22 protein-coding genes are annotated in these 26,026 nt (G+C 63.8%); 14 read left to right on the forward strand and 8 right to left on the reverse strand.

Features of this window, described 5'->3' with window-relative positions:
* The coding region (locus tag RBT42_RS10925; protein ID WP_320365013.1) for a transcription-repair coupling factor at window positions 1-2,425 on the reverse strand (2,425 nt) is incomplete at its 3' end.
* An 89-nt stretch (window positions 2,426-2,514) separates the two neighbouring features.
* On the opposite strand from RBT42_RS10925, the gene ispD reads away from it, so the two are divergent.
* Window positions 2,515-3,267, forward strand: a complete 753-nt coding sequence (ispD, locus tag RBT42_RS10930) for a 2-C-methyl-D-erythritol 4-phosphate cytidylyltransferase (RefSeq protein WP_320365014.1) — start codon at window positions 2,515-2,517, stop codon at window positions 3,265-3,267.
* A gap of 3 nt (window positions 3,268-3,270) precedes the next feature.
* Here ispD and RBT42_RS10935 read toward each other — a convergent pair whose 3' ends face one another.
* The gene (locus tag RBT42_RS10935; RefSeq protein WP_320365015.1) at window positions 3,271-4,473 is read right to left on the reverse strand and encodes an ammonium transporter; all 1,203 of its coding nucleotides are present in this window, start codon (window positions 4,471-4,473) and stop codon (window positions 3,271-3,273) included.
* Window positions 4,474-4,774: 301 nt separating this feature from the next.
* Between RBT42_RS10935 and ispF the strand changes: the two genes are divergently transcribed.
* Entirely contained in the window at window positions 4,775-5,263 is a 489-nt protein-coding gene (gene ispF, locus RBT42_RS10940; RefSeq protein WP_320365016.1) for a 2-C-methyl-D-erythritol 2,4-cyclodiphosphate synthase, read from the forward strand.
* Window positions 5,264-5,312: 49 nt separating this feature from the next.
* On the opposite strand, the gene RBT42_RS10945 is transcribed toward ispF, so the two are convergent.
* Window positions 5,313-6,641 carry a sensor histidine kinase gene (locus RBT42_RS10945; RefSeq protein ID WP_320365017.1) on the reverse strand — a complete coding sequence of 443 codons (1,329 nt, stop codon included), beginning with the start codon at window positions 6,639-6,641 and terminating at the stop codon, window positions 5,313-5,315.
* A gap of 3 nt (window positions 6,642-6,644) precedes the next feature.
* Window positions 6,645-7,382 carry a two-component system response regulator OmpR gene (gene ompR / locus RBT42_RS10950; protein ID WP_320365018.1) on the reverse strand — a complete coding sequence of 246 codons (738 nt, stop codon included), beginning with the start codon at window positions 7,380-7,382 and terminating at the stop codon, window positions 6,645-6,647.
* Between the two features lie 192 nt (window positions 7,383-7,574).
* On the opposite strand from ompR, the gene RBT42_RS10955 reads away from it, so the two are divergent.
* Window positions 7,575-8,300 (forward strand): SIMPL domain-containing protein, encoded by a 726-nt coding sequence (locus tag RBT42_RS10955; RefSeq protein WP_320365019.1) that lies wholly within the window; start codon window positions 7,575-7,577, stop codon window positions 8,298-8,300.
* On the opposite strand, the gene RBT42_RS10960 is transcribed toward RBT42_RS10955, so the two are convergent.
* The 3 genes from RBT42_RS10960 to RBT42_RS10970 form a co-directional block, all read right to left on the reverse strand.
* Entirely contained in the window at window positions 8,285-9,043 is a 759-nt protein-coding gene (locus RBT42_RS10960; protein ID WP_320365021.1) for an arginyltransferase, read from the reverse strand. The genes RBT42_RS10955 and RBT42_RS10960 overlap by 16 nt on opposite strands.
* Window positions 9,040-9,792 carry a leucyl/phenylalanyl-tRNA--protein transferase gene (gene aat / locus RBT42_RS10965; RefSeq protein WP_320365023.1) on the reverse strand — a complete coding sequence of 251 codons (753 nt, stop codon included), beginning with the start codon at window positions 9,790-9,792 and terminating at the stop codon, window positions 9,040-9,042. The genes RBT42_RS10960 and aat overlap by 4 nt, the downstream gene beginning before the upstream one ends.
* 219 nt (window positions 9,793-10,011) lie before the next feature.
* A complete protein-coding gene (locus RBT42_RS10970; RefSeq protein ID WP_320365025.1) occupies window positions 10,012-10,566 on the reverse strand; it encodes a phasin family protein in 555 nt (184 codons plus the stop codon).
* 226 nt (window positions 10,567-10,792) lie between these two features.
* Here RBT42_RS10970 and ppa point away from each other — a divergent pair, with 226 nt between their 5' ends.
* From ppa to RBT42_RS10990, 4 genes are all read left to right on the forward strand, one after another.
* Window positions 10,793-11,326 (forward strand): inorganic diphosphatase, encoded by a 534-nt coding sequence (ppa, locus tag RBT42_RS10975; RefSeq protein ID WP_320365027.1) that lies wholly within the window; start codon window positions 10,793-10,795, stop codon window positions 11,324-11,326.
* Window positions 11,327-11,576: 250 nt separating this feature from the next.
* A complete protein-coding gene (gene aceA / locus RBT42_RS10980; RefSeq protein WP_320365029.1) occupies window positions 11,577-12,893 on the forward strand; it encodes an isocitrate lyase in 1,317 nt (438 codons plus the stop codon).
* A 289-nt stretch (window positions 12,894-13,182) separates the two neighbouring features.
* Window positions 13,183-15,933, forward strand: a complete 2,751-nt coding sequence (locus tag RBT42_RS10985) for an ExeM/NucH family extracellular endonuclease (RefSeq protein WP_320365031.1) — start codon at window positions 13,183-13,185, stop codon at window positions 15,931-15,933.
* A gap of 40 nt (window positions 15,934-15,973) precedes the next feature.
* Window positions 15,974-16,537, forward strand: a complete 564-nt coding sequence (locus RBT42_RS10990; protein WP_320365032.1) for a PEP-CTERM sorting domain-containing protein — start codon at window positions 15,974-15,976, stop codon at window positions 16,535-16,537.
* Between the two features lie 43 nt (window positions 16,538-16,580).
* Here the strand turns inward: RBT42_RS10990 and RBT42_RS10995 are convergent, their stop codons facing one another.
* A complete protein-coding gene (locus RBT42_RS10995) occupies window positions 16,581-17,609 on the reverse strand; it encodes a hypothetical protein (RefSeq protein ID WP_320365033.1) in 1,029 nt (342 codons plus the stop codon).
* 363 nt (window positions 17,610-17,972) lie between these two features.
* Here RBT42_RS10995 and thrS point away from each other — a divergent pair, with 363 nt between their 5' ends.
* The 7 genes from thrS (at window position 17,973) to pheT (ending at window position 26,016) form a co-directional block, all read left to right on the forward strand.
* Window positions 17,973-19,892 (forward strand): threonine--tRNA ligase, encoded by a 1,920-nt coding sequence (thrS, locus tag RBT42_RS11000; RefSeq protein ID WP_320365035.1) that lies wholly within the window; start codon window positions 17,973-17,975, stop codon window positions 19,890-19,892.
* Window positions 19,893-20,007: 115 nt separating this feature from the next.
* Entirely contained in the window at window positions 20,008-20,556 is a 549-nt protein-coding gene (gene infC, locus RBT42_RS11005) for a translation initiation factor IF-3 (RefSeq protein ID WP_320365136.1), read from the forward strand.
* A gap of 138 nt (window positions 20,557-20,694) precedes the next feature.
* The gene (gene rpmI, locus RBT42_RS11010; protein WP_028601240.1) at window positions 20,695-20,898 is read left to right on the forward strand and encodes a 50S ribosomal protein L35; all 204 of its coding nucleotides are present in this window, start codon (window positions 20,695-20,697) and stop codon (window positions 20,896-20,898) included.
* Between the two features lie 63 nt (window positions 20,899-20,961).
* Window positions 20,962-21,321, forward strand: a complete 360-nt coding sequence (gene rplT / locus RBT42_RS11015) for a 50S ribosomal protein L20 (protein ID WP_035034889.1) — start codon at window positions 20,962-20,964, stop codon at window positions 21,319-21,321.
* Window positions 21,322-21,438: 117 nt separating this feature from the next.
* Complete coding sequence (pheS, locus tag RBT42_RS11020; protein ID WP_320365048.1) at window positions 21,439-22,488, forward strand: phenylalanine--tRNA ligase subunit alpha; 1,050 nt, start codon at window positions 21,439-21,441, stop codon at window positions 22,486-22,488.
* Window positions 22,489-22,498: 10 nt separating this feature from the next.
* On the forward strand, window positions 22,499-23,530 hold the full coding sequence (gene ahr, locus RBT42_RS11025) for an NADPH-dependent aldehyde reductase Ahr (protein WP_320365050.1): 1,032 nt from the start codon (window positions 22,499-22,501) through the stop codon (window positions 23,528-23,530).
* 56 nt (window positions 23,531-23,586) lie between these two features.
* Entirely contained in the window at window positions 23,587-26,016 is a 2,430-nt protein-coding gene (gene pheT / locus RBT42_RS11030) for a phenylalanine--tRNA ligase subunit beta (RefSeq protein ID WP_320365052.1), read from the forward strand.
* The last annotated feature ends 10 nt before the right edge of the window (window positions 26,017-26,026 follow it).

Below are 26,026 nucleotides of genomic sequence, written 5' to 3' on the forward strand. Positions count from 1 at the left end.
TCACGCCGCTGCTCTCGCTGCGCACAAATTTCTTGATCGCCAGACGACGCTGCGGTGCGGTCGCGATCACGCTCAGGTCGCGCAGGCCTTCCATGGCCAAGCCCAGCGTCCGCGGGATGGGGGTGGCGGTCAGAGTCAGCACGTCAATTTCAGCGCGCATGGCTTTCATCGCCTCTTTGTGGCGCACGCCAAAGCGGTGTTCCTCATCGATGATCAGCAGGCCCAGGCGCTTGAACTTCACCGACTCACTCAGCAACTTGTGCGTGCCCACGACGATGTCGATGGTGCCGTCCTCCAGCCCCTGCATCGCCGCCTTGATCTCCTTGGCGGAACGGAAGCGCGACATCTCGGCCACCTTCACCGGCCACTGTGCGAAGCGGTCGGCGATGTTCTGGTAATGCTGCTCGGCCAACAGCGTGGTGGGCGCCAGCAGCACGACCTGCTTGCCGCCTGTCACGGCCACAAAGGCCGCGCGCAAGGCCACCTCGGTCTTCCCGAAACCCACGTCACCGCAGACCAGACGGTCCATCGGGCGCGGGCTGATCATGTCCTGGATCACAGCGTGGATGGCCGCGCGCTGGTCGGCGGTCTCCTCGAAACCAAAGCTGGCGGCAAAGGCCTCGTAGTCCTGCGCCGAGAAGCGGAAGGCAAAGCCCTCGCGCGCGGCACGGCGGGCATATAGGTTCAGCAACTCGGCGGCGGTGTCGCGCACCTGCTCGGCGGCCTTGCGCTTGACCTTGTCCCACTGAGGCGAGCCCAGCTTGTGCAGCGGTGCCTCTTCCGGGCTCACGCCGGTGTAGCGGCTGATCAGATGCAGTTGCGACACGGGCACATACAGCGTGGCCCTGTCGGCGTATTCCAGGTGCAGGAACTCTGATGGGCCATCGCCCAGGTCCAGGTTGATGAGGCCCTGGTAGCGTCCAATGCCGTGGTTGCTGTGCACCACCGGGTCGCCCACATTCAGCTCACTCAGGTCCTTGATGAGCGAGTCGACATCGGTGGCCTGCTCGGTCTTGCGGCGCCGACGCGTGGCGGGTGTGGCATCGAACAGCTCCGTCTCGGTGACGAACTGGATGCCCGCGCCAGACGCACGGCCGTCGTGCCAGATGAAGCCCCCAGCCAGCGGCGCGGCCGTGATCGCGTGCCGATGGTCACCGCGCACAAAGGCGTCGAGCGTGTCCACACTGGGCAGGTCGATGCGGTGATCGCGCAGCAACTCCATCAGGTTCTCGCGGCGGCCGGCACTCTCAGCCACCACCAGCACGCGCTGGCCGGCCTGGTCCGTCTGCGCGATGTGCTTTTCCAACTTGCTCAGCGGGTCCTGGCCGCCTCGCTCCACGCTCAGATCCGGCAGAGGGCGGGCCCACTCCGTCGGCTCCTTGCCACGCACGGCCAGTTGCGCGTGCGCATTGGCGTGGGTGAAGAACTCCTCGGCCTTCAGGTAGAGGTCTTCCGGTGGCAGCAAGGGCCGCTCCGGGTCGTGCTGCAGGAAGCGGTGGCGCTCGCGCGTCTCGTTCCAGAAGCGCTCCAGTGCCTCGGTGATCTCGCCATGCAGCACCACGGCGGCGTGCTCACCCATATGCTGGAACAGCGTCGAAGTCTCGTCAAAGAACAGCGGCAGGTAGTACTCGATGCCGCCTGTCGCCACGCCCGTGCCCATGTCCTTGTAGATGCGGGACTTGGTCGGGTCGCCCTCAATGCGTTCACGCCAACGGTTGCGGAAGGCCGCGCGTGACTCCTCGTCCATCGGGAACTCGCGGCCGGGCAGCAGCCGCACCTCGGGCACCGGATATAGGCTGCGTTGGGAGTCGGGGTCGAAGGTGCGGATCGAGTCCACTTCGTCGCCGAACAGGTCTACGCGGTAGGGCACCGGCGAGCCCATCGGGTACAGGTCGATCAGGCCACCGCGCACCGCGTACTCGCCAGGCGACACCACCTGGCTCACATGGTTGTAGCCCGCCAGGGTCAGCTGCGATTTCAACGCCGCCTCGTCCAGCTTCTGTTTCTGCTTGAAGTGGAAGGTGTAGGCCGCCAGGAAAGAGGGCGGGGCCAGACGCGTCAGCGCCGTCGTGGCCGGCAGCAGCACCACGTCCACGCCCGTCTCCGCCTTCACGCCCTGCTGCATGCGCCACAGCGTCGCCAGGCGCTCCGAGATCAAATCCTGGTGCGGCGAGAAGGTGTCGTAAGGCAGCGTTTCCCAGTCCGGAAAGATCGCACAACGCAGCTCCGGCACAAAGAAAGCCATCTCGTCCATCAAGCGCTGCGCATCCGCCGGGTCGGCCGTGAGGATGGCCGTCAGCTGCCCCTGCGCCTTGCGCGACTGGGCAAAGTGCGCCAGCAGCAGCGCATCCCCAGAGCCGGCCGGGCGGGGCACGGTGTAGCGTTTGCCGGGGGCGATCGAGGGCAGGGGTAGGGCGGGCAACATGGCGTTCAGAAATGACAAAGCGCCCGTTCACCGAGGTGGCGGGCGTGTTGAATCCAAAACGTACATTCTAGGTGGGGGACAATCTCCCCATGTCTCTGACGATTGCTTCACACGAGTTCAAACCCCGGGCGTATGCCCTCGTGCCCTGCGCCGGCGTGGGGGAGCGCGCCGGTGTCGGCGGTCCCAAGCAGTACCACCCGGTGGCCGGTCGCGCCGTGGTGGCCCACACCCTGGCTGCGCTGACGGCCGTGCCGCGACTGGAAGCCACCCTGGTGGTGCTGTCGCCCGACGACGCCCAGTTCGAGCAACACGCGCCCGACTTCCTGGGGGATCGTGCCTGGGTGGCCCGGGTCGGCGGGGCCTCACGCGCAGAAAGCGTGGCCAACGGGTTGCAAGAGCTGCTGGCCCGCGGCGCCCAGCCCCACGACTGGGTGCTGGTGCACGACGCGGCCCGCTGCCTGATCCAGCCTGACTGGGTGCAGCGCCTCATCGACGCCTGCGAGGACGACGAAGTGGGTGGCCTGCTCGCCTTGCCCCTGGCCGACACCCTCAAAGCTGCGGTGAGCGGCCCCAGTGGCGAGCCCCGCGCGCAGCACACGGTTGACCGTGCCGGCAAATGGGCCGCCCAGACCCCGCAGATGTTCCGCCTGGGTCTGCTGGCACCTGCCTTGACCTCGGCGCTGGCTGACCCCGACACGGCCGCGGCCATCACTGACGAAGCCAGTGCCATCGAGATGCTGGGTCATCAGCCCCGCCTGGTGCCGGGCGCCTACGACAACTTCAAGGTCACCTGGCCCGGCGATTTCGCCCTGGCCGAGCGGCTTTTGTCCACCCGGCCTTGACGATCACCAGGACACTTCCTGCTCGGGGCTGGCTTTGATGCGGTGCACCGACAGGTCGGCGCCGTCGAACTCCTCTTCTTGCGACAGGCGCAGGCCCATCAGACGGTTCAGCGCGCCGTAGACCACAAAGCCGCTCACCAGTGCGAACAGGACCACGCACAGCGTGCCCAGCAATTGCGCGCCGAAATGCACGCCACCAGCGCCCCCTAGCCAGGGCTGACCAAACAATCCCGCGGCGATGCCGCCCCAGGCCCCACACAAACCGTGCAGCGGCCACACGCCCAGCACATCGTCAATCTTCCACTTGTTCTGCACCAGGGTGAACATCAGCACGAAGATGGCCCCGGCGATGGCCCCCACTGCCAGTGCGCCGGCCGGATGCATGATGTCCGAGCCTGCACACACGGCCACCAGACCGGCCAGCGGGCCGTTGTAGGCAAAGCCCGGGTCGTTCTTGCCCATCATCAGGGCCACCAAGGTGCCGCCCACCAGCGCCATCAATGAGTTCACCGCCACCAGGCCCGAGATCTTGTCGATCGTCTGGGCGCTCATCACGTTGAAGCCAAACCATCCCACCGCCAGAATCCACGACCCCAGTGCCAGAAACGGGATGCTCGAAGGTGGGTGCGCTGACATCGCGCCATCCTTGCGGTAGCGGTTGCGTCGCGCCCCCAGGATCAGCACGGCAGGCAGTGCGATCCAGCCGCCAAAGGCATGCACCACCACCGAGCCGGCAAAGTCATGCATGTTGCCGCCGGTGACCTGCTTGAGCCACACCTCGAAGCCAAACCGGTCACCCCAGATCGCCCCTTCGCACAGCGGATACAGCACCCCCACGATCACCGCCGTGGCAATCAACTGCGGGTTGAAACGTGCCCGTTCGGCAATCCCCCCGGAGATGATCGCCGGGATGGCCGCCGCAAAGGTCAGCAGGAAGAAGAACTTCATCAACGCATAGCCATTGGCCTCGGCCAGCGTGTGCGCGTCCACGAAAAAGTCAACGCCATAGGCCACGGTGTAGCCCACGAAGAAGTACGCGATCGTCGAGACACAGAAGTCCACCAGGATCTTGACCAGCGCATTGACCTGGTTCTTGCCACGCACGGTCCCTAACTCCAGAAAGGCGAACCCGGCGTGCATCGCCAGCACCATGACCGCCCCCAGCATGATGAAGAGGGTGTCTGCACCTTGTTTGAATGAATCCATTTTTCCAACATCCGCAATCCAACGGCTTGATCGCACTGTTTTGAACCGTGCGCCGCATCCCGGTTCAAGGCGCACCAAGGTGAAGCAGAAAATGTGCCCACATTTGGAGTGTCGGATGCGAGGCGGGCGCACCGATCTGGATCTCGATCGGGCGAACGTGGTGCGCAAACGCTCTCAATGTGTGCGGAGACCCTGCGAAGACCCTGTCGTGGTGCGCCGCGCCGATGGTGGCATCGGACCGCCTTCACGCGCTTTCAGGTGACAATCTCCCGCTTGCTCACTCTTGCCTTGCGAGACCCACATGACACTGCCCGCCTTGCGCGTGGGGGAGGGCTGGGACACCCATGCTCTGGTGCTCGACCGCCCCCTCATCCTCGGTGGTGTGACCATCCCTCACACCCACGGCCTGCTCGGCCACTCCGACGCCGATGCACTGCTGCATGCCATCACCGATGCCCTGCTCGGTGCGGCGGCGCTGGGTGACATCGGCCGGCACTTTCCTGACACCGACGTGCAGTTCAAAGGCGCGGACTCGGTGGTGCTGCTGCAGGAGGCCACGCGCCGCGTGCGTGCCGCAGGCTGGGCCATCGGCAACCTCGACACCACCATCGTGGCGCAGGCGCCCAAAATGGCCCCACACATCCCGCTGATGCGCGCTCGCATCGCCCAGGCCCTGGGCTTGAGCGAAGAGCAGGTCAACGTCAAAGCCAAGACGGCCGAAAAAATGGGGCCTGTGGGTGAGGGGCGGGCCATCGAGGCCCGCGCCATCTGCCTGCTCTACAAGGCCTGAAGCGGCCCGTCCCGGCCTGACGCAAGGCGCCCCGCTCAAGGCGCCACCCTCAGGGCGCCCGCTTCAGCTTGATGTGTGCCACCAGGCCGCCACCCGCGGCATTGGCCAGTTCGAAATCGCCGCCCATGCGTTGCAGTGCCTTCTCCACAATGGCGAGGCCCAGCCCGGCACCGGTGGCGGCCGTGCGGGCCGCGTCACCCCGGAAGAAGGGCGTCGTCAGCTCGGCCAGTTTCTCGGCGGCCACGCCTGGGCCGTGGTCGCGCACGCTCAGCACCACCCACGAGCCCACGCGCGCATAGCTCACCTCGACGTTCGTCACGCCGGTGTAGGCGTTGCGACCATAGCGCCGCGCGTTCTCGAACAAATTGGTCAAGACCCGACCCAGCTCGGTCTCGTCGGCCATCACCCGGGTGTCGATGGGCAGCTTGCTGCTGATGCGGATGCGCTGCGTGTCGCGGAACTGGCTGATCGCCTTGTCCACCACCGTGGCCACATGCACGGGCACCAACTCCACCTCGCCCGGGCGCGCGTAGTCCATGAACTTGTCGATGATGGCGTCGAGCTGCTCAATGTCGGCCACCATGTTGCGCCGCGCCTCTTCATCGGCGACGCTCATCTCTGTTTCCAGGCGCATCCGCGCCAGTGGCGTGCGCAGGTCGTGCGAGATCCCGGCCAACATCACCGCCCGGTCTTCTTCCACCTTGGCCAACTCGCGCGCCATGCGGTTGAAGCCCTGGTTCACCTCGCGGATCTCGCGGGTGATCATCGACTCATCCAGGCGCGAGTCGTACTCCCCCTCCCGGATCCGGCTGGCCGCAAACGACAGCTCCTTGAGCGGCTTGTTGATCAGCCGCGCAATCACGATCGAGCCCAGCAGCGTGGCCACCAGGGCGATGCCCACCCAGACGAACCAGGTCCGGCCTGTCAGGGTCTCCACACGGCGGCTGTCGGTTTGCAGCCAGTACAGGTCGCGCTCAATGGGGAAGCGCACCCACAGTCCGGGCATCCCGTTGACGCTGCTCGCCACCACGGTGTCACGCCCCAGTCGGTCGCGCAACTCGGCTGCGATCGTGCGGGTGAAACGATCTTTCTCGAACGGCAGATAGGTGTCGGCGGGCTCGCTGGGCTTGAGCGTGATCGATTCGGAGTCAAACAAGGCCTTGATCAGCGTCACGCGGTTGATGCTGTCGGCATAGCGCAGGCCTGCGCGCGACAGGTTCACCAAGCTGGCAATCTGCTGGGCAGATTGCACCGCGCGCGGCTCGAACTCCAGCGCCCGGAAGGTCTGCACCCACGCCACGATCCCCACCGTGAGCAAGAGCCCCAGCAGGATGAAGGTGCGCCAGAACAGGCTCAGGGCCAGACGGTTTTCCGGCATCGATCAGGACCCGCCGTCCGGCACGAACACATAGCCCACGCCCCAGACGGTCTGGATGTAGCGGGGCTGCGCCGGATCGGGCTCGATCATCTTGCGCAGACGCGAGATCTGCACATCGAGGCTGCGGTCGAAGGGTTCGAACTCGCGGCCACGGGCCAGTTGGGCCAGCTTGTCACGTGACAGCGGCTGGCGCGGATGACGCACCAGGGCCTTGAGCATCGAAAACTCGCCGGTGGTCAAGGCGATGGGCTCACCATCCTTGCTCAGACGGCGCAGCGTCAGGTCAAACTCGAACGGTCCGAAGTTGACGCTCTGGGCATCCTTGGCGGGCGCTCCGGGCGCCTCTTGAGCCGGGCGGCGGCGCAGCACGGCATGAATGCGTGCCAGCAGCTCACGCGGGTTGAACGGCTTGGGCAGGTAGTCGTCCGCGCCCACCTCCAGGCCCACAATGCGGTCCACGTCCTCCACCTTGGCGGTCAGCATGATGATGGGCGTGACGTCGTTGGCCGCACGCAGGCGCCGGCAGATCGACAGGCCATCTTCGCCGGGCAGCATCAGGTCCAGCACGATCAGATCGACGGTTTCCCGCGTCAGCAAACGGTTGAGCGCCTTGGCGTCTTCGGCCAGCAGCACCTCAAAACCCTCCTGGCTCAGATAACGGCGCAGCAGGTCGCGAATGCGTGCATCATCATCGACCACGAGCACGCGATCGGGACGCTGGTTGGGGGCGGGAGACGACATCGGCATTCCTCGGAATTTGTAACAGAGGCGGATTGTGCGCAGTTTCGAACTCGGAAAGTCGGGCTACTGACCACCTGTTACAAATCTTGCGGCTCTGTGTCAGGCCCGTCAAGCCCATGCGCCCGGCGGTCAGCCCAGCTGGCCGTTCATGCGTTCCATTCGGTACAGCCCCATTCAGAAAGGGAAGTTTTCATGCACATGTCCACCATTTCGCCGCGTTTGCGTCGCAGCCTGAGCCTGTCGGTGCTGGCCTTGGCGGCGGGCGCGGCCCAGGCCGAGGCCCCCCGTCAGAACGCCTTGTCCTTCAGTGCCAGCGCCACCGAAGAAGTCACACAGGACTTGCTGGTCGTGACCCTGCAGGCCACCCGTGAAGGCAACCAGGCCGCCGAGGTGCAGGCCGCGCTCAAGCAGCTCATGGAGTCGGCCCTGAGCGAGGCGCGCAAAGCGGCCCAAGGGCAGTCGGGCATCGAGGTGCGCACGGGCTCGTTCTCGGTCCAGCCCCGCTACACCAACGCCGGGCGCATCAGCGGCTGGCAGGGCTCGGCACAACTGGTGCTGGAAGGCACCGACACCACCCGCATCTCGCAAACCGCCGGCAAGCTCACCCAGCTCAATGTCGTCAACATGCAGTACGGCCTGTCGCGTGGCCTGCGCGAGCGCCACGAAGCCGCCCTGACCAACGAAGCCATCCAGCGCTTTCGCTCGCGGGCCAGCGCCATGGCCTCGGCCTTCGGCTTCAAGGGTTACACCCTGGGCGAAGTCTCGGTGTCGTCGACTGAGCCCGGCTTCGAGCCGCGCCCTTACATGATGGCCGCACGCGCCAAAACCATGGAAGCCGCCGATGCCGCCTTGCCCGTCGAGCCAGGCAAGGGCCGCTTGTCGGTCAGCATCAACGGGCAGGTTTACCTGACGCCCTGACCGAGATCCTGGCTCTGCCACACCCCGTCGCGCAAGACTTGGTGGGGTGTGAACTGGGCCTTGTAGGCCATCTTGGGGCTCTCGGCGATCCAGTAGCCCAGATAGAGGTGGGGCAAGCCCAGCTCCCGGGTCTGGTGGATCTGCCACAGCACGTTGAAAGTGCCATAGCTCGCGTGGTCATCGGGCTCGTAGAAGGTGTACACGGCCGAGAGTCCGTCGCTGAGGATGTCCACCACAGACACCATCTTCAAGGCGCCCAACGTACTGTCGTCAGGCCCGGGTTCGCGGAACTCGATCAGGCGTGAGTTCACCTTGCTTTGCAGCAGGAACTGGCTGTACTGATCGATCGAATCGAGGTCCATGCCCCCGCCCGGGTGCCGCTGTTGCTGGTAGCGCAGGTACAGCTCGTAGTGTTCGGGCTGGAAGCTCAGCGGCAGCACGCGGGCCAACAGGTGCGCATGGGCTTTCCAGGCCCGCTTCTGGCTGCGACGCGGTACAAACTGCGCCACCAGGATGCGCAGGGGCAGGCAGGCCTGGCAGCCATCGCAATACGGGCGATAGGTGAACAGGCCGCTGCGCCGAAAACCATTGAGCACCAGCTCCGAATACACGTCGGCGTGGATCAGTTGGCTGGGCGTGGCCACCTGCGAGCGCGCCTGCCGCCCCTCCAGATAACTGCAGGGGTAGGGCGCGGTGGCGTAAAACTGCAGAGACGCCAAGGGGAGTTCTTGGAGACGGGTCACGGTGCGGGGCTCGTTCGCGGGGCATCCAGATGAGACCAGAGTGCCTCATCATAGGTCCAAGGAGCGGGCCGTGGCAGGTCGACCACCGCATGCAAGTGGGCTTCAAATCGCGCGCGTGGCCAGGGGCGAGCCCCCAGGGAGGCCAGGTGGGCGGTCTCCTGCTGGCAGTCGATCACCTCGATGCCATGCGCCCGGCAAAAACACACCAGCGCCGCCAGGGCAATCTTGGAGGCGTCGCTGCGGTGCGCAAACATCGATTCACCATAGAACATCCGCCCGATGCTCACGCCATACAGGCCGCCCACCAACTCGCCGTTCACCCACGTTTCGAAGGAGTGCACGGCGCCTTCCAGGTGCCACTGGGCGTAGACCTCGCGCATGTCCGGCACGATCCAGGTGCCATCCTGGCCGGGGCGCTCGGTGGTGGCACAGGCTCGCATCACCTGCCCGACATCGTGGTCTATGCGCACTTCGCAGCAGGGCGTGCGGCGAAAAGCCTGAATCGTCTTGCGAAGGGAACGCGACAGCTTGAACTCCGCCACGGGCAGCACCATGCGCGGGTCGGTGGTCCACCACAGCACAGGCTGGCCCACGCTGAACCAGGGGAAGATCCCGCGCCGATAGGCCTCGGTCAGCCGCCGCGGACTCAGGTCGTGACCGGCGGCCAGCAGCCCCGGCGCGTCAGAGTCCGGGCCCAGGGCGTGTGCGGTATCGGGAAGGGGGTCGTCGGGTTCCAGCCAGGCAATCATGGCCACATCATAAAAAAAGCCCGATGGCGAACCATCGGGCTTGAAAGGTACCTTAGAAAAGGTTCATGAGGTACCGAGGAGACAACCTTTCAGGAGGACCGCTCGTCCAAAACGGTCCCTTGAGTGATTGCGGCAGCAGGGCAAAGTTCCAGACTCAACGTTTCCAACTTCGTAAAGTTGTGTTGAGCGCGGTCACAGTCCTGCACTGCGAGTGTTCAATCAGGCCGACTTGCGAGCCTTGTTGGTGGCAGCCTGGGTGGCCTTCACTGCGGAGTTGCTGATGGCCTGGAAGTTGGCTTCGGCAACGTCAGCAGCTTGCTTGGCGGCCTTTTGAACCGACTCGAAAGCGTTGTTGGCAGCGGCGACAGCCGACTTGACCAGCACGACAGCGTTTTCGGTGCCGGCGGGAGCGTTCTTCACGGCGTTGTCCACCACGGAGGCGAACTTGCTTTGGGCTTCAGCCAGTTGCGATTCGGCCAGCTTGCTCACTTCGGCGCTGGTGCCCGAGGCGATGTCGTACAGGTGACGGCTGTAAGCGGCAGCCTTCTCGGCGGCGGGTTGCAGCAGCGAAGCTTGCAGGGCCAGCAACTCTTGGGCATCCTTGACAGCCAACACAGCCTTGGCGTGGTCGGAAGCTTCTTCAAAGGAAGTCTTGGCGACTTGCAGGTTCAGCTCCATCACCTTTTCGACGCCTTCGAAGGCCTTTTGGCCCAGGTCGAACAGGGTGGCGAGGTTGGCTTTTTGTGCGGCGAGCAGTTGTTCAGCGGTCAGCATGTCGAGATCTCCAATGAGTGATGACAGAAAGTAGATTGCATCCTGCGGCTGCCTGACTTCGGCTTTGCTGCGTTGCAACATGACTCCAGTATAGGCAAGTGACAGATGATTGCAAGCGTTTTTTGTGCGCCGCAGCAAAGAAGGCGTATCGGTCTGTAAATGCCCTCGTTTGTCATCGCCTACACTTGCGCATCTTTCCGATTCCTAACCTTGTGATCGAACCATCATGAGCCTGCTCAACGTTCCTGCCGGTGCCAAGGCACCCGACGTCTTTAACGTCATCATCGAAATCCCCGCCAACGCCGATCCGATCAAGTACGAAATTGATCACGAGACCGGTGCGGTCTTCGTCGATCGTTTCATGGGCACGGCCATGCACTACCCCTGCAACTACGGTTACGTGCCCCAGACCATTGCCGCCGACGGTGACCCCGTGGACGTGCTGGTCGTGACGCCGTTCGCCCTGCAACCGGGTGTGGTCGTGGCCTGCCGTCCGCTGGGCATCCTGCAGATGGAAGACGAGGCCGGTGGCGACGCCAAGCTCGTTGCCGTGCCGACCGAGAAGATCTGCCCGATGTACAAGAACGTCCAGAAGCTGGAAGACCTGCCTGAACTGCTGATCCAGCAGATCAAGCACTTCTTCGAGCACTACAAGGACCTGGAGCCCGGCAAATGGGTCAAGGTCACGGGCTGGGCCGGCATCGATGCCGCCAAGGCCGAAGTGACCACCGGCCTGGCCGCGTTCGCCAAGTCCCACTGAGGTGCCCCTGCGCTGAGAAGCCTGGCCGAAAGCCGCTCTGGTGTACCGAGCGGCTTTTTTTCGGCGTGTCGCAGGCAAGACCCCCTCAAACCGGGTGAATGTTGCCAATCTGCGTCACCGTGCTGCCTCATGCCGAGCACCTCGTGAAAAGTTATGTCTTATATAAGACATAAGTCTTTACCAAGGCCCGCAAACCGCGTTAGACTGGCAACTTCTCGAACCGTTTCACCAACCCCCCGGAGATCTCGTCATGACGAACCTCACCCGTGAACAGCAAATCGCTGCCCTGGAAAAAGACTGGGCCGAAAACCCCCGCTGGAAGCTTGTCAAGCGCGGCTATTCCGCTGCTGACGTTGTGCGCCTGCGCGGCAGCCTGCAGCCTGAGTACACCCTGGCCAAGCGCGGCGCTGAAAAGCTGTGGGAAAAGGTCAACGGCGGTGCCAAGAAGGGCTACGTGAACGCTTTCGGCGCCATCACCGCCGGTCAAGCCATGCAACAGGCCAAGGCTGGTCTGGAAGCCGTGTACCTGTCGGGCTGGCAAGTTGCTGCCGACGGCAACACGTCCGAAACCATGTACCCCGACCAGTCGCTGTACGCTTACGACTCCGTCCCCACGATGGTTCGTCGTATCAACAACACGTTCAAGCGTGCTGACGAAATCCAATGGTCGCGCGGCGTCAATCCCGGCGACGAAGGCTTCATCGACTACTTCCTGCCCATCGTCGCTGACGCTGAAGCCGGTTTCGGTGGCGTTCTGAACGCCTTCGAACTGATGAAGAACATGATCGCCTCCGGCGCTGCTGGCGTTCACTTCGAAGACCAGCTGGCTGCTGTCAAGAAGTGCGGTCACATGGGCGGCAAGGTGCTGGTTCCCACCCGTGAAGCCGTTGAGAAGCTGATCGCTGCTCGTTTCGCTGCTGACGTGATGGGCGTGCCCACCATCGTTCTGGCTCGTACCGACGCTGAAGCTGCCAACCTGCTGACCTCTGACTGCGACGACAACGACAAGCCCTTCGTCACTGGCGAGCGCACCCAAGAAGGCTTCTACCGCGTCAAGAACGGTCTGGAGCAAGCCATCAGCCGTGGCGTTGCTTACGCTCCCTACGCTGACCTGGTGTGGTGCGAAACCGGCGTGCCTGACATCGGCTTCGCCCGCGAATTCGCTCAAGCCGTTCACGCTGCCTGCCCCGGCAAGCTGCTGTCGTACAACTGCTCGCCTTCCTTCAACTGGAAGAAGAACCTCAACGACTCGCAGATCGCTTCGTTCCAGGAAGAGCTGTCGGCTCTGGGCTACAAGTACCAGTTCATCACCCTGGCTGGTATCCACGTCAACTGGTACAACACGTTCCAGTTCGCCCATGCTTACGCTCGCGGCGAAGGCATGAAGCACTACGTCAACATGGTGCAAGAGCCCGAATTCGCTGCTCGCGAGAAGGGTTACACCTTCGTGTCGCACCAACAAGAAGTGGGCGCTGGCTACTTCGACGACGTGACCACCGTGATCCAAGGTGGTTCGTCTTCCGTGAAGGCCCTGACCGGCTCGACCGAAGAAGAACAGTTCCACTGATCCCTGGTTTGAGGTTCGCTTCCCGCGAACTTCAGCCTGGACCACAAAGCCACCTTCGGGTGGCTTTTTTGTTTTTGCCCCCCAAACGAGGGGAGTGGCCTGTGTTCGTGAATTTGTAACGCCTTCGTCACCTCGGCTCCCTAGAGTCCGCCTGCGCCCCCCGCATCGCAGGCCAGTACCAGAGCGGCACGGATGGGTGTGTTGGACATTCCTTTCCCTTCCTTGAATCGCCACTCTCATGCTGACCAGAACTCATGTGTTGCCGCCACTTCGGCGTTTGAATGCAGCCTTGGCTGCCGCGCTTCCCCTGTGCTTGCTGGCGTTCGCGCCTGCCTCGCACGCGGCGCTCGTCATCAGCCAGGTCTATGGCGGGGGCGGCAATACGGGGGCCGTGTTCAAGAACGACTTTGTCGAACTGTTCAACAACGGTGCCTCTGCAGTGGCTGTGGGAGGCTGGTCGGTGCAGTACGCTTCTGCGACCGGCAGCAGTTGGCAAGTCACCCAGTTGCCATCGACCCTGGTGGTGCAGCCGGGCCAGTACGTGCTGGTGCGGATGGCAGCGGGCACCGGCGGCACGGTTGATCTGGTGCCCGATGTGTTGGGGAGCACGGCCATGTCCGGCACCAACGGCAAGGTCGCTTTGGTGGCCAGCACTGTGGCGTTGACGGGGGCTGCGCCGACGGGCGTGGTGGATGCCGTCAGTTACGGCTCGGCGACCCCGATGGAGGGAACGTCGACGGCCGTGTTGAGCAACACCACGGCCGCCATGCGTGCCGCCAGCGGTTGCACTGACACCAACAACAACGGCTCCGATTTCGCGGTCGTCACCCCTCAGCCGCGCAACAGCGCTTTGCCGTTTGTCACGTGCGGGGGAGCGGTCACGCCGCCGCCACCGGTGACGCCGACTGTGCCTTCGGTCGAGATTCCGGCCATCCAGGGCGCTGGCGCCACCAGTCCTCATGTGGGCCAGTTGGTGCGCACCACCGGTGTCGTCACCCGCTTGACCAACAACGGCTTCTATCTGCAGGCCATGCAAGGCGACGGCAACGATGCCACATCCGACGGCATCTACGTCTTCACCAGCGCAGCGCCGACCTTGAGCGTGGGGCAGCTGATCCAGTTGAGCGGTACGGTGGCCGAGTTTGCGGGCGGCGGTTCTACCGTCACCCAGCTGACGTCGCCTTCCGACATCGTGGTGCAGGGGGCGGGCTACAGCCTCCCACCGGTGGGCATCACGCTACCGGTCGCGGGTGGCTTGGAACGCTATGAGGGCATGCTGGTCACCGTGAATGGCCCATTGACGGTCAACCAGAATTATTTCCAGGCGCGTTTCGGTCAGCTGACTTTGTCGGCCGGTGGCCGCCTGGAGACGCCGACCAACCGTTATCGCCCCGGGGCGCAAGCCGAGGAACAGGCAGCCAATAATGCTAGCCGCCGCATCGTCCTGGAAGATGGCACCTCACGCCAGAACGTGAACCCGACGTCCTTCACCGGTCCGACCGGCGCATTGCGCGCTGGCGACACAGTGGGCTCGATCACCGGTGTCATCGACTACGGCCCTTCCACAGCGACGGCGAGTGGCCCAGGGGATTACCGCATCGTTCCCCTGAGTCCTGATGCGCTCAGCTACATGATCACGCATCCTCGTCCGAGCTATGTCCCGTCGGTAGGTGGCAACTACAAGGTGGCCAGCTTCAATGTGCTGAACTATTTCACCACCTTCACCAATGGCGAAACCATCGTCAACGGCCAGACTGGGCAGACCTGTGTGGTGGGCCAGACAGCGGCCTCCAGTTGCCGCGGTGCCAGCAATTACACGGAGTTCCTCCGCCAGCGCCAAAAGATCGTCGAGGCTTTGAGCAGGATTGACGCCGATGCGGTCGGCCTGATGGAAGTGCAGAACAACACCGTCGCCGCACAGAATCTGGCAGACGCCTTGAACGCCAAGGTGGGTGTGGGCACCTACGCCGTTGCCCCTGGGCCGGCTGCTGGCGTCATCGGTACGGATGCCATCAAGCTCTCCATGCTCTATAAGCCGGCCAAGTTGCAGCCGATGGGTTTGTCGCAAGTCGACACCTCGCCCATCAACAGCCGTCCCACGCTGGCACAGACCTTCAAGGTGGCCAACGGCGAAGTCTTCACCATGGTGGTGAATCACCTCAAGAGCAAGGGCAGTTGCCCCACATCGGGTGCCGACGCCGACCAGGGGGATGGCCAAGGTTGCTTCAATGCCACCCGTTTGCAGCAGGTGGGGCAGTTGCGCAACTTTGTCAGCACGCTACAGGCCTCGTCCGGGTCGCAGGATGTGCTGCTGGTGGGTGACTTCAATGCCTACGCCAAGGAGGACCCGATTCATGCCTTGACCAGCAACGGGTACGTGGATCAGATCGGTCGTTTCAACGCCTTCGGCTATTCGTATGTGTTCGATGGGGCGGCAGGTCGCCTGGATCATGCGATCAGCACCACCTCGTTGTCGCCCAAGGTCTCGCATGCACTGGACTGGCACATCAATGCGGACGAGTCGCTGGCGCACGACTACAACCTGGAGTTCAAGCAGCCAGTGTGTGCCACGTGTGCGCCTGACCCCTACTCGCCTACGCCTTACCGCTCTTCCGACCACGACCCCTTGGTGGTGGGGCTGAACCTGTACAACCAGTACATCACCGCTGCGTCCACCAGCACCACGGTGATGGGGACCGCAGGTGACGACCTGATCATCGTCGGGGCGGGGCGCCGCTCACTCACGGGTGGCGCAGGTCGCGACCAGTTCGCCTTCCGGGCCGACTTCACGGGCGGTGCCACGATCACCGATTTCGCGCCCAGCGCGGATGTGATCGGTCTGCGTGGCGTGCTGCAAGGCTTGCGCGTCCAGGTTGCAGACCCGATCGGACAGGGCTACGTCAGTTGCGCTGCATCCGGTATCGCCGATTCGCTGATCTATGTCGATCCGGATGCCTCGGGTCCTTCGGCACGTCGCCCGATGATCGCGCTCAAGAACACTTCCTGTGATGCGCTCAGCCGCAGCAACTACATCTTCTGATGGGCGCCAGCCCTCCAACCACTCGAACGGAATTCACATCATGAGCAGTTCTCACCATCCCTGGACATCGTTGGTCGCCTTGGTGCGTCGCACGGTCTCGGCGCTGGCTCTTGCGGCCATGGCATCCTCGGCCTCGGCAGCCATGTTCACGTTTGACGGGCAAGTCGACGACATGGCACCGCTGGGCGGGAGTCGCATCACGGGCAGCTTCGCCTACAACGAGCCCGCAGAATCGGGTCTCGTCGAGGTGCCGCTGAGCGCGTTCACTTTGACCTTCCTGGGGCAGACCTACACCCTGGCATCGCCCAATGTGCTGGCAGCAGCCTGGGTGAACAACGGCTTGTTCGATGGCTTTGACTTTTTGTATCAGGACGATTGGGCTTCACCCAGCGTGAGCTTGCATCTGTTCTCGGGGGGCTTCTTCTCTGATCCGTTTGCGGGCCTGTTTGGCTTCACAGCCAACCCCCTGGATGCCATGCAGGCCGAGACGTCGTGGGGCGGTTTCACGGTGACGCCATCGGCCGTTCCCGAGCCCAGCATGCTGGGCTTGTTGTTGGCCGGCGCGGTCGCGGCCTGCGTGGCGCGTCGCTGTCGTCCGTCCTGAGCCTGCTCGCGGTGCGCCATTAACAGGCGCACGCGGCCCGGTTTCAGAACTTGAGTCTGACGCCGGTGCCAATGGCCCAGGCGCGATCGCGCGGCAGGGCCGGGTCGCTGCGTGGCCAGAAATGCCCCACGATGACTTCACCGATGACGAAGTCCTGGTGGATGGGTTGGGACCACTTCATCTGCAGGCCATAGTCCTGCACTCCAACCGGTTGCCCGACCACCCCATTGAGCAGGGCCTCCAGGGACAGTTGGCGTTGGCCGCCGTAGGACTTGAACACGCCCGCGCTGCTGGACCAGCCCGCATCCTTGCTCTTGGAAGTTGCCGTGATGGCATTGAGCCAGCGCGCCGTCAGGCTTGGGCTCAGGGCGTGCTCATACGTCAGGGCCGTGGTTGAGCCGAGCTGGTCGGCCACGCTGTAGAACAAGGTTTCGCGAAACTCGACGCGGTCTGTCGAGGTCAGGTCCCAGATGTGACGGTAGCGCACCTGAGCATAGGGCTTGAGTCCGCCGCGGAACCCCAGGCGTACATCCAGGTTGTCACGCAAGGTGGCGCCAATCCCGGCAAAGAAGGCGTTGTCGCGGTTGTCGCCGCGCAGCAGTTGTTGCTGGCGTGTGAAGGTGTCGGGCTGGTCGGTGACGATTTCGCGCCGGTCGTCGTTGCCCACGAACAGGTACTGGTACGACTCCAGATTGGGCAGGCGAAAACGCGCCTTGAAGCGCAGCCCCACGCTGGCGGAGTCGTCCTCCCGCTTGTACAGCGACAGCCCCAGTTCGCCATGGGTGACCTTGCCACCGTTGGAGAAAGGGATGTCGCCAAACCAGCTGTCGATGCCGCTGGCCAGCCACTCCACCGACGAACGCACGCCGCTGCGCGCCCGGCTCATGGTCGATTCGTTCGGTGTGGGTTCCGGGGTGGGGGCGGCGGTGCTCAGGGCGCTGTCCGGGCTGCCGCTGGCCGTTGGGGCCTCGGTGGCTTGCGCGAGCGCGGCCCAGGGGAGCCAGGCGCACATCAGCAGCAGGCGGGCCGGTGGCAGGCAGCGATTCGGCAGCGAGGTGGGGCGAGTGATCATCCAATCTTTCGAAGTGGCGTGAGGTGCCCGGCGTCACCGGAGCGAGGCTCGGGTGGTGCCAGCATACATCCGAGCGGACAGCGTGGGCATCGGGACAAGGCGCAGGTGCGTGCTCGCCGCTACAATAGTCACGTTGGCGCCAGGTTTGGGTGCGCCCCAGGCAACAGGTAAGAAGCGTAGAAAGGCAGATCCGGTTATGACACCGCGAACTTCGACCCCCTCCTTCACCTCGACCGAGGTCTAGTCGGCTGGCCGCTGCTTTCGTCTTCCTGTTGTCATTCAGAAAGCGCGGCGTCCACCGCGCTTTTTTCATGTCCTTCGCCGCCTGGCGTCGGGCGCGCTCCAGATACACAAGGTTTCCCCATGATTTCCATCCAGTTGCCTGACGGCTCCAAGCGTGAGTTTCCCTGTCCGGTCACCGTGGCCGAAGTGGCCGCCTCCATCGGTGCCGGTTTGGCCAAAGCCGCGTTGGCTGGCCGTGTGGGTCGTGCCGAGTCCGCCCGCCTGGTGGACACCAGCTATCGCATCGAAGCCGACGAGTCCCTGGCCATCGTCACCGAGAAAGACGCCGACGGTCTGGAGGTGATCCGTCACTCCACCGCCCACTTGCTGGCCTATGCCGTCAAGGAGCTCTTCCCAGAGGCGCAGGTCACCATCGGTCCGACCATCGAAGACGGCTTCTATTACGACTTCGCCTACAAGCGCCCCTTCACGCCCGAAGACCTGCTGGCCATCGAAAAGAAGATGGCCGAACTGGCCAAGAAGGACGAGAAGGTCGAGCGCAAGGTGCTGCCCCGTGACGAAGCGGTGAGTTACTTCAAGGGCCTGGGCGAGCACTACAAGGCCGAGATCATCGAGAGCATCCCGGCGGATCAGGACGTGTCGCTCTACAGCGAAGGCGCCTTCACCGACCTGTGCCGTGGCCCCCACGTGCCCAGTACCGGCAAACTCAAGCACTTCAAGCTGATGAAGGTGGCCGGCGCCTACTGGCGTGGCGACCACCGCAACGAGCAACTGCAGCGCGTCTACGGCACCGCCTGGACGACCAAGGAAGACCTGGCTCAGTACCTGCACCGCCTGGAAGAGGCCGAAAAGCGCGACCACCGCAAGCTGGGCCGCGAGCTGGACCTGTTCCACATCGACGATCACGCCCCGGGCGTCGTGTTCTGGCACCCCAAGGGCTGGACCGTGTGGCAGGCCGTCGAGCAGTACATGCGCCAGGTCTACCGTGACAACGGTTACCAGGAGGTCAAGGGTCCCCAGATCATCGACAAGACCCTGTGGGAAAAGACCGGTCACTGGGACAAGTACCGCGACCACATGTTCACCACCGAGTCGGAAAAGCGCGACTACGCGCTCAAGCCGATGAACTGCCCTGGCCACATCCTGATCTTCAACCAAGGCATCAAGAGCTACCGCGACCTGCCGGTGCGTTACGGTGAGTTTGGCCAGTGCCACCGCAACGAGCCCTCGGGTGGCCTGCACGGCATCATGCGTGTGCGCGGCTTCACGCAGGACGACGGGCACGTCTTCTGTACTGAAGACCAGATCCTGTCCGAGTGCGTGGCCTTCACGGCGCTGCTGCAGAAGGTTTACCAGGACTTCGGCTTCACCGACATCATCTACAAGGTCGCTACCCGCCCTGAGGCCCGCATTGGCTCCGACGAGGTGTGGGACAAGGCCGAGAACGCCCTGATGGAATCGCTGCGCGCCACGGGCAGCGAGTTCACCATCGCCGTGGGCGACGGCGCTTTCTACGGCCCCAAGATTGAGTACACCTTGAAGGACGCGCTGGGCCGTCACTGGCAGTGCGGCACCATCCAGGTCGACTTCTCCATGCCGCAGCGTTTGAACGCCGAGTACGTGGCTGACACCAGCGAGCGCAAGCACCCGGTCATGCTGCACCGCGCCATCCTGGGCTCGCTCGAGCGCTTCATCGGCATCCTGATCGAGCAGCACGCCGGGGCTTTGCCAGTGTGGCTGGCGCCCGAACAGGTGGTGGTGCTCAACATCACCGATGCGCAGGCTGATTACGCGCAAGAGATTGCCAAAACGCTGCAGAAGCAGGGCTTGCGCGTCCAGTTGGATTTGCGCAACGAGAAGATCACGTATAAAATCCGCGAGCACTCGATGCAGAAGGTGCCGTACTTCATCGTTGTCGGCGACAAGGAAAAGGCGGATGGCACCATCGCCGTGCGCGCCCGGGGTAACCAGAACCTCGGTGTGATGTCACTCGATGACTTCTCCCAGAAGATCTCACAAGACATCGCCAGCAAGGCCTGAGGCGGGAGTGCGCTTTGTCCATGTGGATGAAGCGCAGACTTGCCGGGTTTGCCTGGGTGCGTGATCAAGGTTAACCGGTGCAGGCGTCCAGAGCCTGTTGCCCAAAGGATTCAACATCGCTAATTTCTTTGACCGCCGTACGCGCAATGATGAGCGCAAGCATCGGCTCAATCGTGAAATCATGGCTCCCGAAGTCCGCCTGACCGGCGTTGAGAACGAGCCCCTTGGTATCGTCAGTGTTCAGGAAGCCCTGCGGATGGCCGCAGAGCTTGACGTGGACCTGGTGGAGATCTCCGCCACGGCTGAACCGCCGGTCTGTCGCTTGATGGATTACGGCAAGTTCAAGTACCAAGAGCAGAAAAAGGCTCACGATGCCAAGCAGAAGCAAAAGGTCATCGAAGTCAAAGAAGTGAAGTTCCGCCCCGGTACGGACGAGGGCGACTACCAGATCAAGCTGCGCAACCTGCGTCGCTTCCTGGAAGATGGTGACAAGGGCAAGGTCACCCTGCGTTTCCGCGGTCGTGAAATCACGCACCAGGAAATCGGGATGCGCTTGCTGGAGCGTGTGCGCGACGACCTGACCGATGTGTCGGTGGTCGAGAACATGCCCAAGCTGGAAGGGCGCCAGATGATCATGGTGCTCGGCCCCAAGAAAAAGAAATAATCACCCGGCGCAGGCCGTGTGATTTGCCAAGGTGGCGGTTTGGTCGCCACCACCATTGGCTCAAAGTGCCTGCAGGCCATCAAGACACGGAAGTGGTATCCGTGGCGCCTGGCAGGAACAACGTAAAAGGAGCAGAACATGCCCAAAATGAAGACCAAGAGCAGTGCGAAGAAGCGTTTTCGCGTGCGTCCGGGTGGTACCGTCAAGCGCGGTCAAGCCTTCAAGCGCCACATCCTGACCAAGAAGACCACGAAGAACAAGCGCCAGCTCCGCGGCGCCGTCAACGTGCACGAAACGAACATGGGCCACATGGCTCAAATGCTGCCTTTCGCTGGCCTGTAATCGGCTACCGAACAGCAGATCGTTTCGAATTGGTTTAGATAGTTAACGCCGAAGGAGTCATCCATGCCTCGCGTCAAACGTGGTGTAACAGCCCGCGCTCGTCATAAGAAAGTTCTCGCCCTGGCCAAGGGTTTCCGTGGTCGCCGCAAGAACGTGTTCCGCATCGCCAAACAGGCTGTCATGAAGGCTGGGCAGTATGCCTACCGCGACCGCCGCGCCAAGAAGCGTGAGTTCCGCCGTCTGTGGATCGCACGTATCAACGCCGGTAGCCGTGCTCTGGGCCTGACCTACAGCAAGTTCATCGCTGGCATCAAGAAGGCATCGATTGAGATCGACCGCAAGGTGCTGGCCGACATGGCCGTCAACGACCCGGCAGCTTTTGCCAGCATCGTTGAAAAGGCCAAGGCTCAACTGGCTGCTTGATTTTTAAGCAATCAGCAAGATGCTGCGCCCGGCTGCATCGGTTCAGGGCAACCTGAGCGGGCAGGCGGGTGATTCAAAGGCCAACCGTGTGTTGGCCTTTTTTTTCGACACAAGACAATGAACGATCCCCATAGCGACCTTCAGGCACTGGTTCAATCCGCCCAAGCGGCATTCGCCGAGGCCAACACGCCTGCTGACCTTGAAAACGCCAAAGCGCGATTCCTGGGCAAGTCGGGCAGCGTGACCGAACTGCTCAAAGGCATGGGGGCGCTCAGTCCTGAAGAGAAGAAGACCCGTGGTGCGGCCATCAACCAGGCCAAGCAGAAGGTCGAAGCCGCACTCAACGAACGCCGTCAGGCCTTGGCCGACGCCGAACTGGCGCAGCAACTGCGCGCCGAAAGCCTGGACGTCACGCTGCCCGGTCGCCGTCGTGGCGAGGGCGGTCTGCACCCCGTTTCCCTGAGCATCGAGCGCATCGAAGGCATCTTCGGCTCGATGGGTTTCGCCGTGGCCGATGGCCCCGAGATCGAAACCGACTGGTTCAACTTCACGGCCCTCAACACGCCGGAAGACCACCCCGCACGTTCGATGCACGACACCTTCTATGTGGAGGGGGGGCACCTGCTGCGCACGCACACCAGCCCGATGCAGGTGCGCTATGCCGTGCAGCACGTCCAGCGTCACGCAGCGGCGATGGCCCAAGGCGAGCGCATGCCCGATCTGCGCGTCATCGCGCCCGGCCGCACTTATCGCGTGGACAGCGATGCCACCCACTCGCCCATGTTCCACCAGTGCGAAGGCCTGTGGATTGGCGAGAACGTCAGCTTCACCGACCTGAAGGCGATGCTGGGCGACTTCTTCAGCACCTTCTTCGAGACCGACGAGCTGGACATTCGTTTCCGTCCATCCTTCTTCCCCTTCACCGAGCCTTCGGCCGAAGTGGACATCGCCTTCGCCTCCGGCCCCTTGAAGGGCCGCTGGCTGGAAGTGGGCGGGGCAGGGCAGGTGCACCCGAACGTGGTGCGCAACTATGGCCTGGACCCCGAGCACTACATCGGCTTCGCCTTCGGCCTGGGTCCCGATCGTTTGACCATGCTGCGTTACGGCGTCAACGACCTGCGCCTGTTCTTCGAAGGCGATTTGCGCTTCCTGCAGCAGTTCCAGTAAGGACCACGCCATGACGACCGCCACCTCGATCCGTGCCTGGGCCGCGCAGGCCTTGAACCAGCCTGTGGTGCCGTTTTCGTACGATCCGGGCCCATTGGGCGCGGAAGAGGTCGAGATCCGCGTCGAGCACTGCGGTCTGTGTCACTCTGACCTGTCGGTGATCGATGGCGAATGGGGGCCGGCAGCCTATCCCGTGGTCGGCGGTCACGAAGTGATTGGCTCGGTGGTGGCCTTGGGCCCGCAGGCGCGTGGCCTGAAACTGGGTCAGCGCGTCGGCCTGGGCTGGATGAGTGGCAGCTGCATGGCCTGTGCGCCGTGCCTGAGCGGCCAGCCTCAGATGTGCCGTGCTGGCGTGCCCACCATCATCGGTCACCACGGTGGCTTTGCCGAGCGCGTGCGCGCGCACTGGTTGTGGGCCGCGCCGATTCCCGAGGGGCTGGACCCCAAGGACGCCGGTCCCTTGCTGTGTGGTGGGGTCACGGTGTTCTCGCCCTTCCTGAATTTCGACATCAAGCCGACCCACCGCGTGGGTGTGGTGGGCATTGGCGGTCTGGGCCACCTGGCCTTGCAGTTTGCGCGCGCCTGGGGCTGTGAGGTCACGGCCTTCACGTCCAGCGAATCCAAGCGTGACGAAGCGCTGCAGATGGGCGCTCATCAGGTGGTGTCCAGTGTGGATGCATCGGCCATGAAAGCCCTGCGTGGCCGTCTCGACATGGTCTTGGTCACCGTGAATGTGATGCTCAACTGGAAGGCGCTGATGAGCACGCTGGCGCCCAATGGCCGACTGCATCTGGTGGGCGTGCTGCCGCAGCCCATGGAGGTGGAGGCTGGCCCGCTGATCGGCGGTCAGCGCAGCGTGTCCGGCTCGCCCACCGGTTCGCGCCAGGACATCGACACGATGCTGGAATTCGCCGCTCGACATGGCATCAAGCCGCAAACCGAACATTTCCCGATGAGCCGCCTCAACGATGCGCTGGACCACCTGCGCGCAGGCAAGGCTCGTTACCGTGTGGTGCTGGACGCCGATTTCGATCAGGCCTGAGCACTGACTCGTCACCCACACGGTTCACTGAACACAGATACCCAAGGATCCCTGACATGCAATTCCCCGAGTCCTGGCTGCGCAGTTTCTGCAACCCCGACCTGAGCACCCAGCAACTGGCTGACCTGCTGACGATGGCCGGTCTGGAAGTGGAAGAGCTGCAACCGGTGGCCCCGGCCTTCACCGGTGTGGTTGTGGCGCAGGTGCTGGACGTCGCCAAGCACCCTGATGCCGACCGTCTGAACGTGTGCAAGGTGGATGCGGGTACCGGCGAAGTCCTGCAGATCGTTTGTGGCGCGCCCAATGTGCGCCCCGGCATCAAGATCCCTTGTGCCACCGTGGGCGCCGAGCTGCCACCGGGTGCCGATGGCAAGGTCTTCAAGATCAAGCTGGGCAAGCTGCGGGGTGTCGAGAGCCAGGGCATGCTGTGCTCGGCCCGTGAGCTGGGCATCTCGGAAGAGTCTAACGGTCTGCACATCCTGGCCGAAGACGCCCCCATCGGCGTCAACATCCGTGAGCACCTCAAGCTCGACGACACGCTGTTCACCCTCAAGCTCACGCCCAACCTGGCGCATTGCCTGAGCGTCGCCGGCATTGCCCGCGAGGTGTCGGCTCTGACTGGCGCCCCTTTGACCTTGCCGAGCATCGAGCCGGTGCAGCCCGGTGTGGATGCCGCACTGAAGGTGACGGTGCAGGCGCCCGAGCTGTGCGGCCGCTTTGCAGGCCGCGTCATCCAGGGCGTCAATCCTCAAGCGAAGACGCCGGACTGGATGGTCGAGCGCCTGGCGCGCTGCGGCCAGCGCCCCGTCTCGGCCCTGGTCGACATCTCCAACTACGTGATGTTCGAGCTGGGCCAGCCCTCGCACGTGTTCGATCTGGACAAGATCCAGGGCGAGCTGCAGGTGCGTTGGGCGCAGCCGGGCGAAACGCTCAAGCTGCTCAATGGCAACACCGTGACGCTGGACGAGCAGGTGGGCGTGATCGCCGCCGGCGCGCAGGTCGAGTCGCTGGCCGGCATCATGGGCGGTGACGACACTGCCGTGGGCGATGAGACCCGCAACGTTTACCTGGAGGCCGCGTTCTGGTGGCCCAAGGCGATTGCCGGACGCGCCCGCCGCTACAACTTCTCGACCGACGCCTCGCACCGCTTCGAGCGTGGCGTGGACCCGGCACCGACCGTGCAGTACCTCGAGCGCATCACCCAGCTGATCCTCGACATCTGCGGTGGGCAAGCCGGTCCGGTGGACGACCAGATCGTCAAGGCGGCCGAGCGCAAGCCGGTGACGCTGCGTCTCTCGCGTGCCCAGCGGGTGATCGGCATGCCCGTCACCCTGGCCGAGTGCCAGACCGTGCTGCATCGCCTGGGTCTGCCTTACAGCACCGTGGCCCAGGGTGACGACACGCACCTGGTGGTGACGCCGCCGAGCTGGCGCTTCGACCTGCAGATCGAGGAAGACCTGATCGAAGAAGTGGTGCGCGTGATCGGCTTTGACAAGCTGCCCAAGCGTGCGCCGCTGGCCCCCGTGACGCCGCTGGTGCTGCCGGAAGCACGCCGCAGCCTGTACGCGGTGCGCCACGATGTCGCGGGCCGTGGCTACCAGGAGGTCATCACCTTCAGCTTCGTCGAAGAGCGTTGGGAAGCCGACTTTGCCGGCAACACCCAGCCGATTCGTGTGCTCAACCCGATCGCCAGCCCGCTGTCGGTGATGCGCTCGACGCTGATTGGCAGCCTGGTCGAGGTGCTCAAGACCAACCTGGCTCGCAAGGCCGAACGCGTGCGCCTGTTCGAAGTGGGCCGTGTGTTCAAGCGCGACGACTCGGTGGTGGACAGCAACCTGACCGTGGGCGGCTTTGACCAGCCGGTGCGCGTGAGTGGTCTGGCTTACGGCCCGGCCGATACCCTGCAGTGGGGTGCCGCGGCGCGTAACATTGATTTCTTCGATGTGAAGGGCGATGTCGAGGCGCTGCTGGCGCCGCGCCGGGCCACTTTTGTGGCGGCCGAGCATCCCGCGTTCCACCCGGGGCGTTGTGCCCAGGTCTTGGTCGGCGGTCAAGCTGTGGGCTTCGTGGGCGAGTTGCATCCAAAGTGGCGTCAGGCCTACGACCTGCCTTTGGCTCCCGTGCTGTTCGAGCTGGATGCCAGCGTGCTGAGCCAGCGCGTCGTGCCCGCCTTCCAGCCGGTGCCGCGCATGCAGTCGGTGTACCGCGACCTGGCCCTGGTGGTGAACGACACCACGGCGCATGACGCCGTGATTGGCGCGATCACGCAGGCGGCGACCGATGGCCTGGTGCGGGGCGCTCGCCTGTTCGACATCTACAAGCCCAAGACGCCGGTGGCGGGCCTGGCCGAGAACGAGCGCAGCCTGGCTGTGCGCGTGGAGTTGCGTGACGACGAGCAGACCCTGACCGACGAACGCATCGACGTGGCCATGCAGGCCGTGTTGGCTGCGGTGGGTTCGGCCGTGGGTGCGCGCGTGCGCGCTTGAGGCCGGGGAG

It is taken from the genome of Aquabacterium sp., from assembly GCF_034003525.1.
Lineage (GTDB): Bacteria > Pseudomonadota > Gammaproteobacteria > Burkholderiales > Burkholderiaceae_C > Aquabacterium.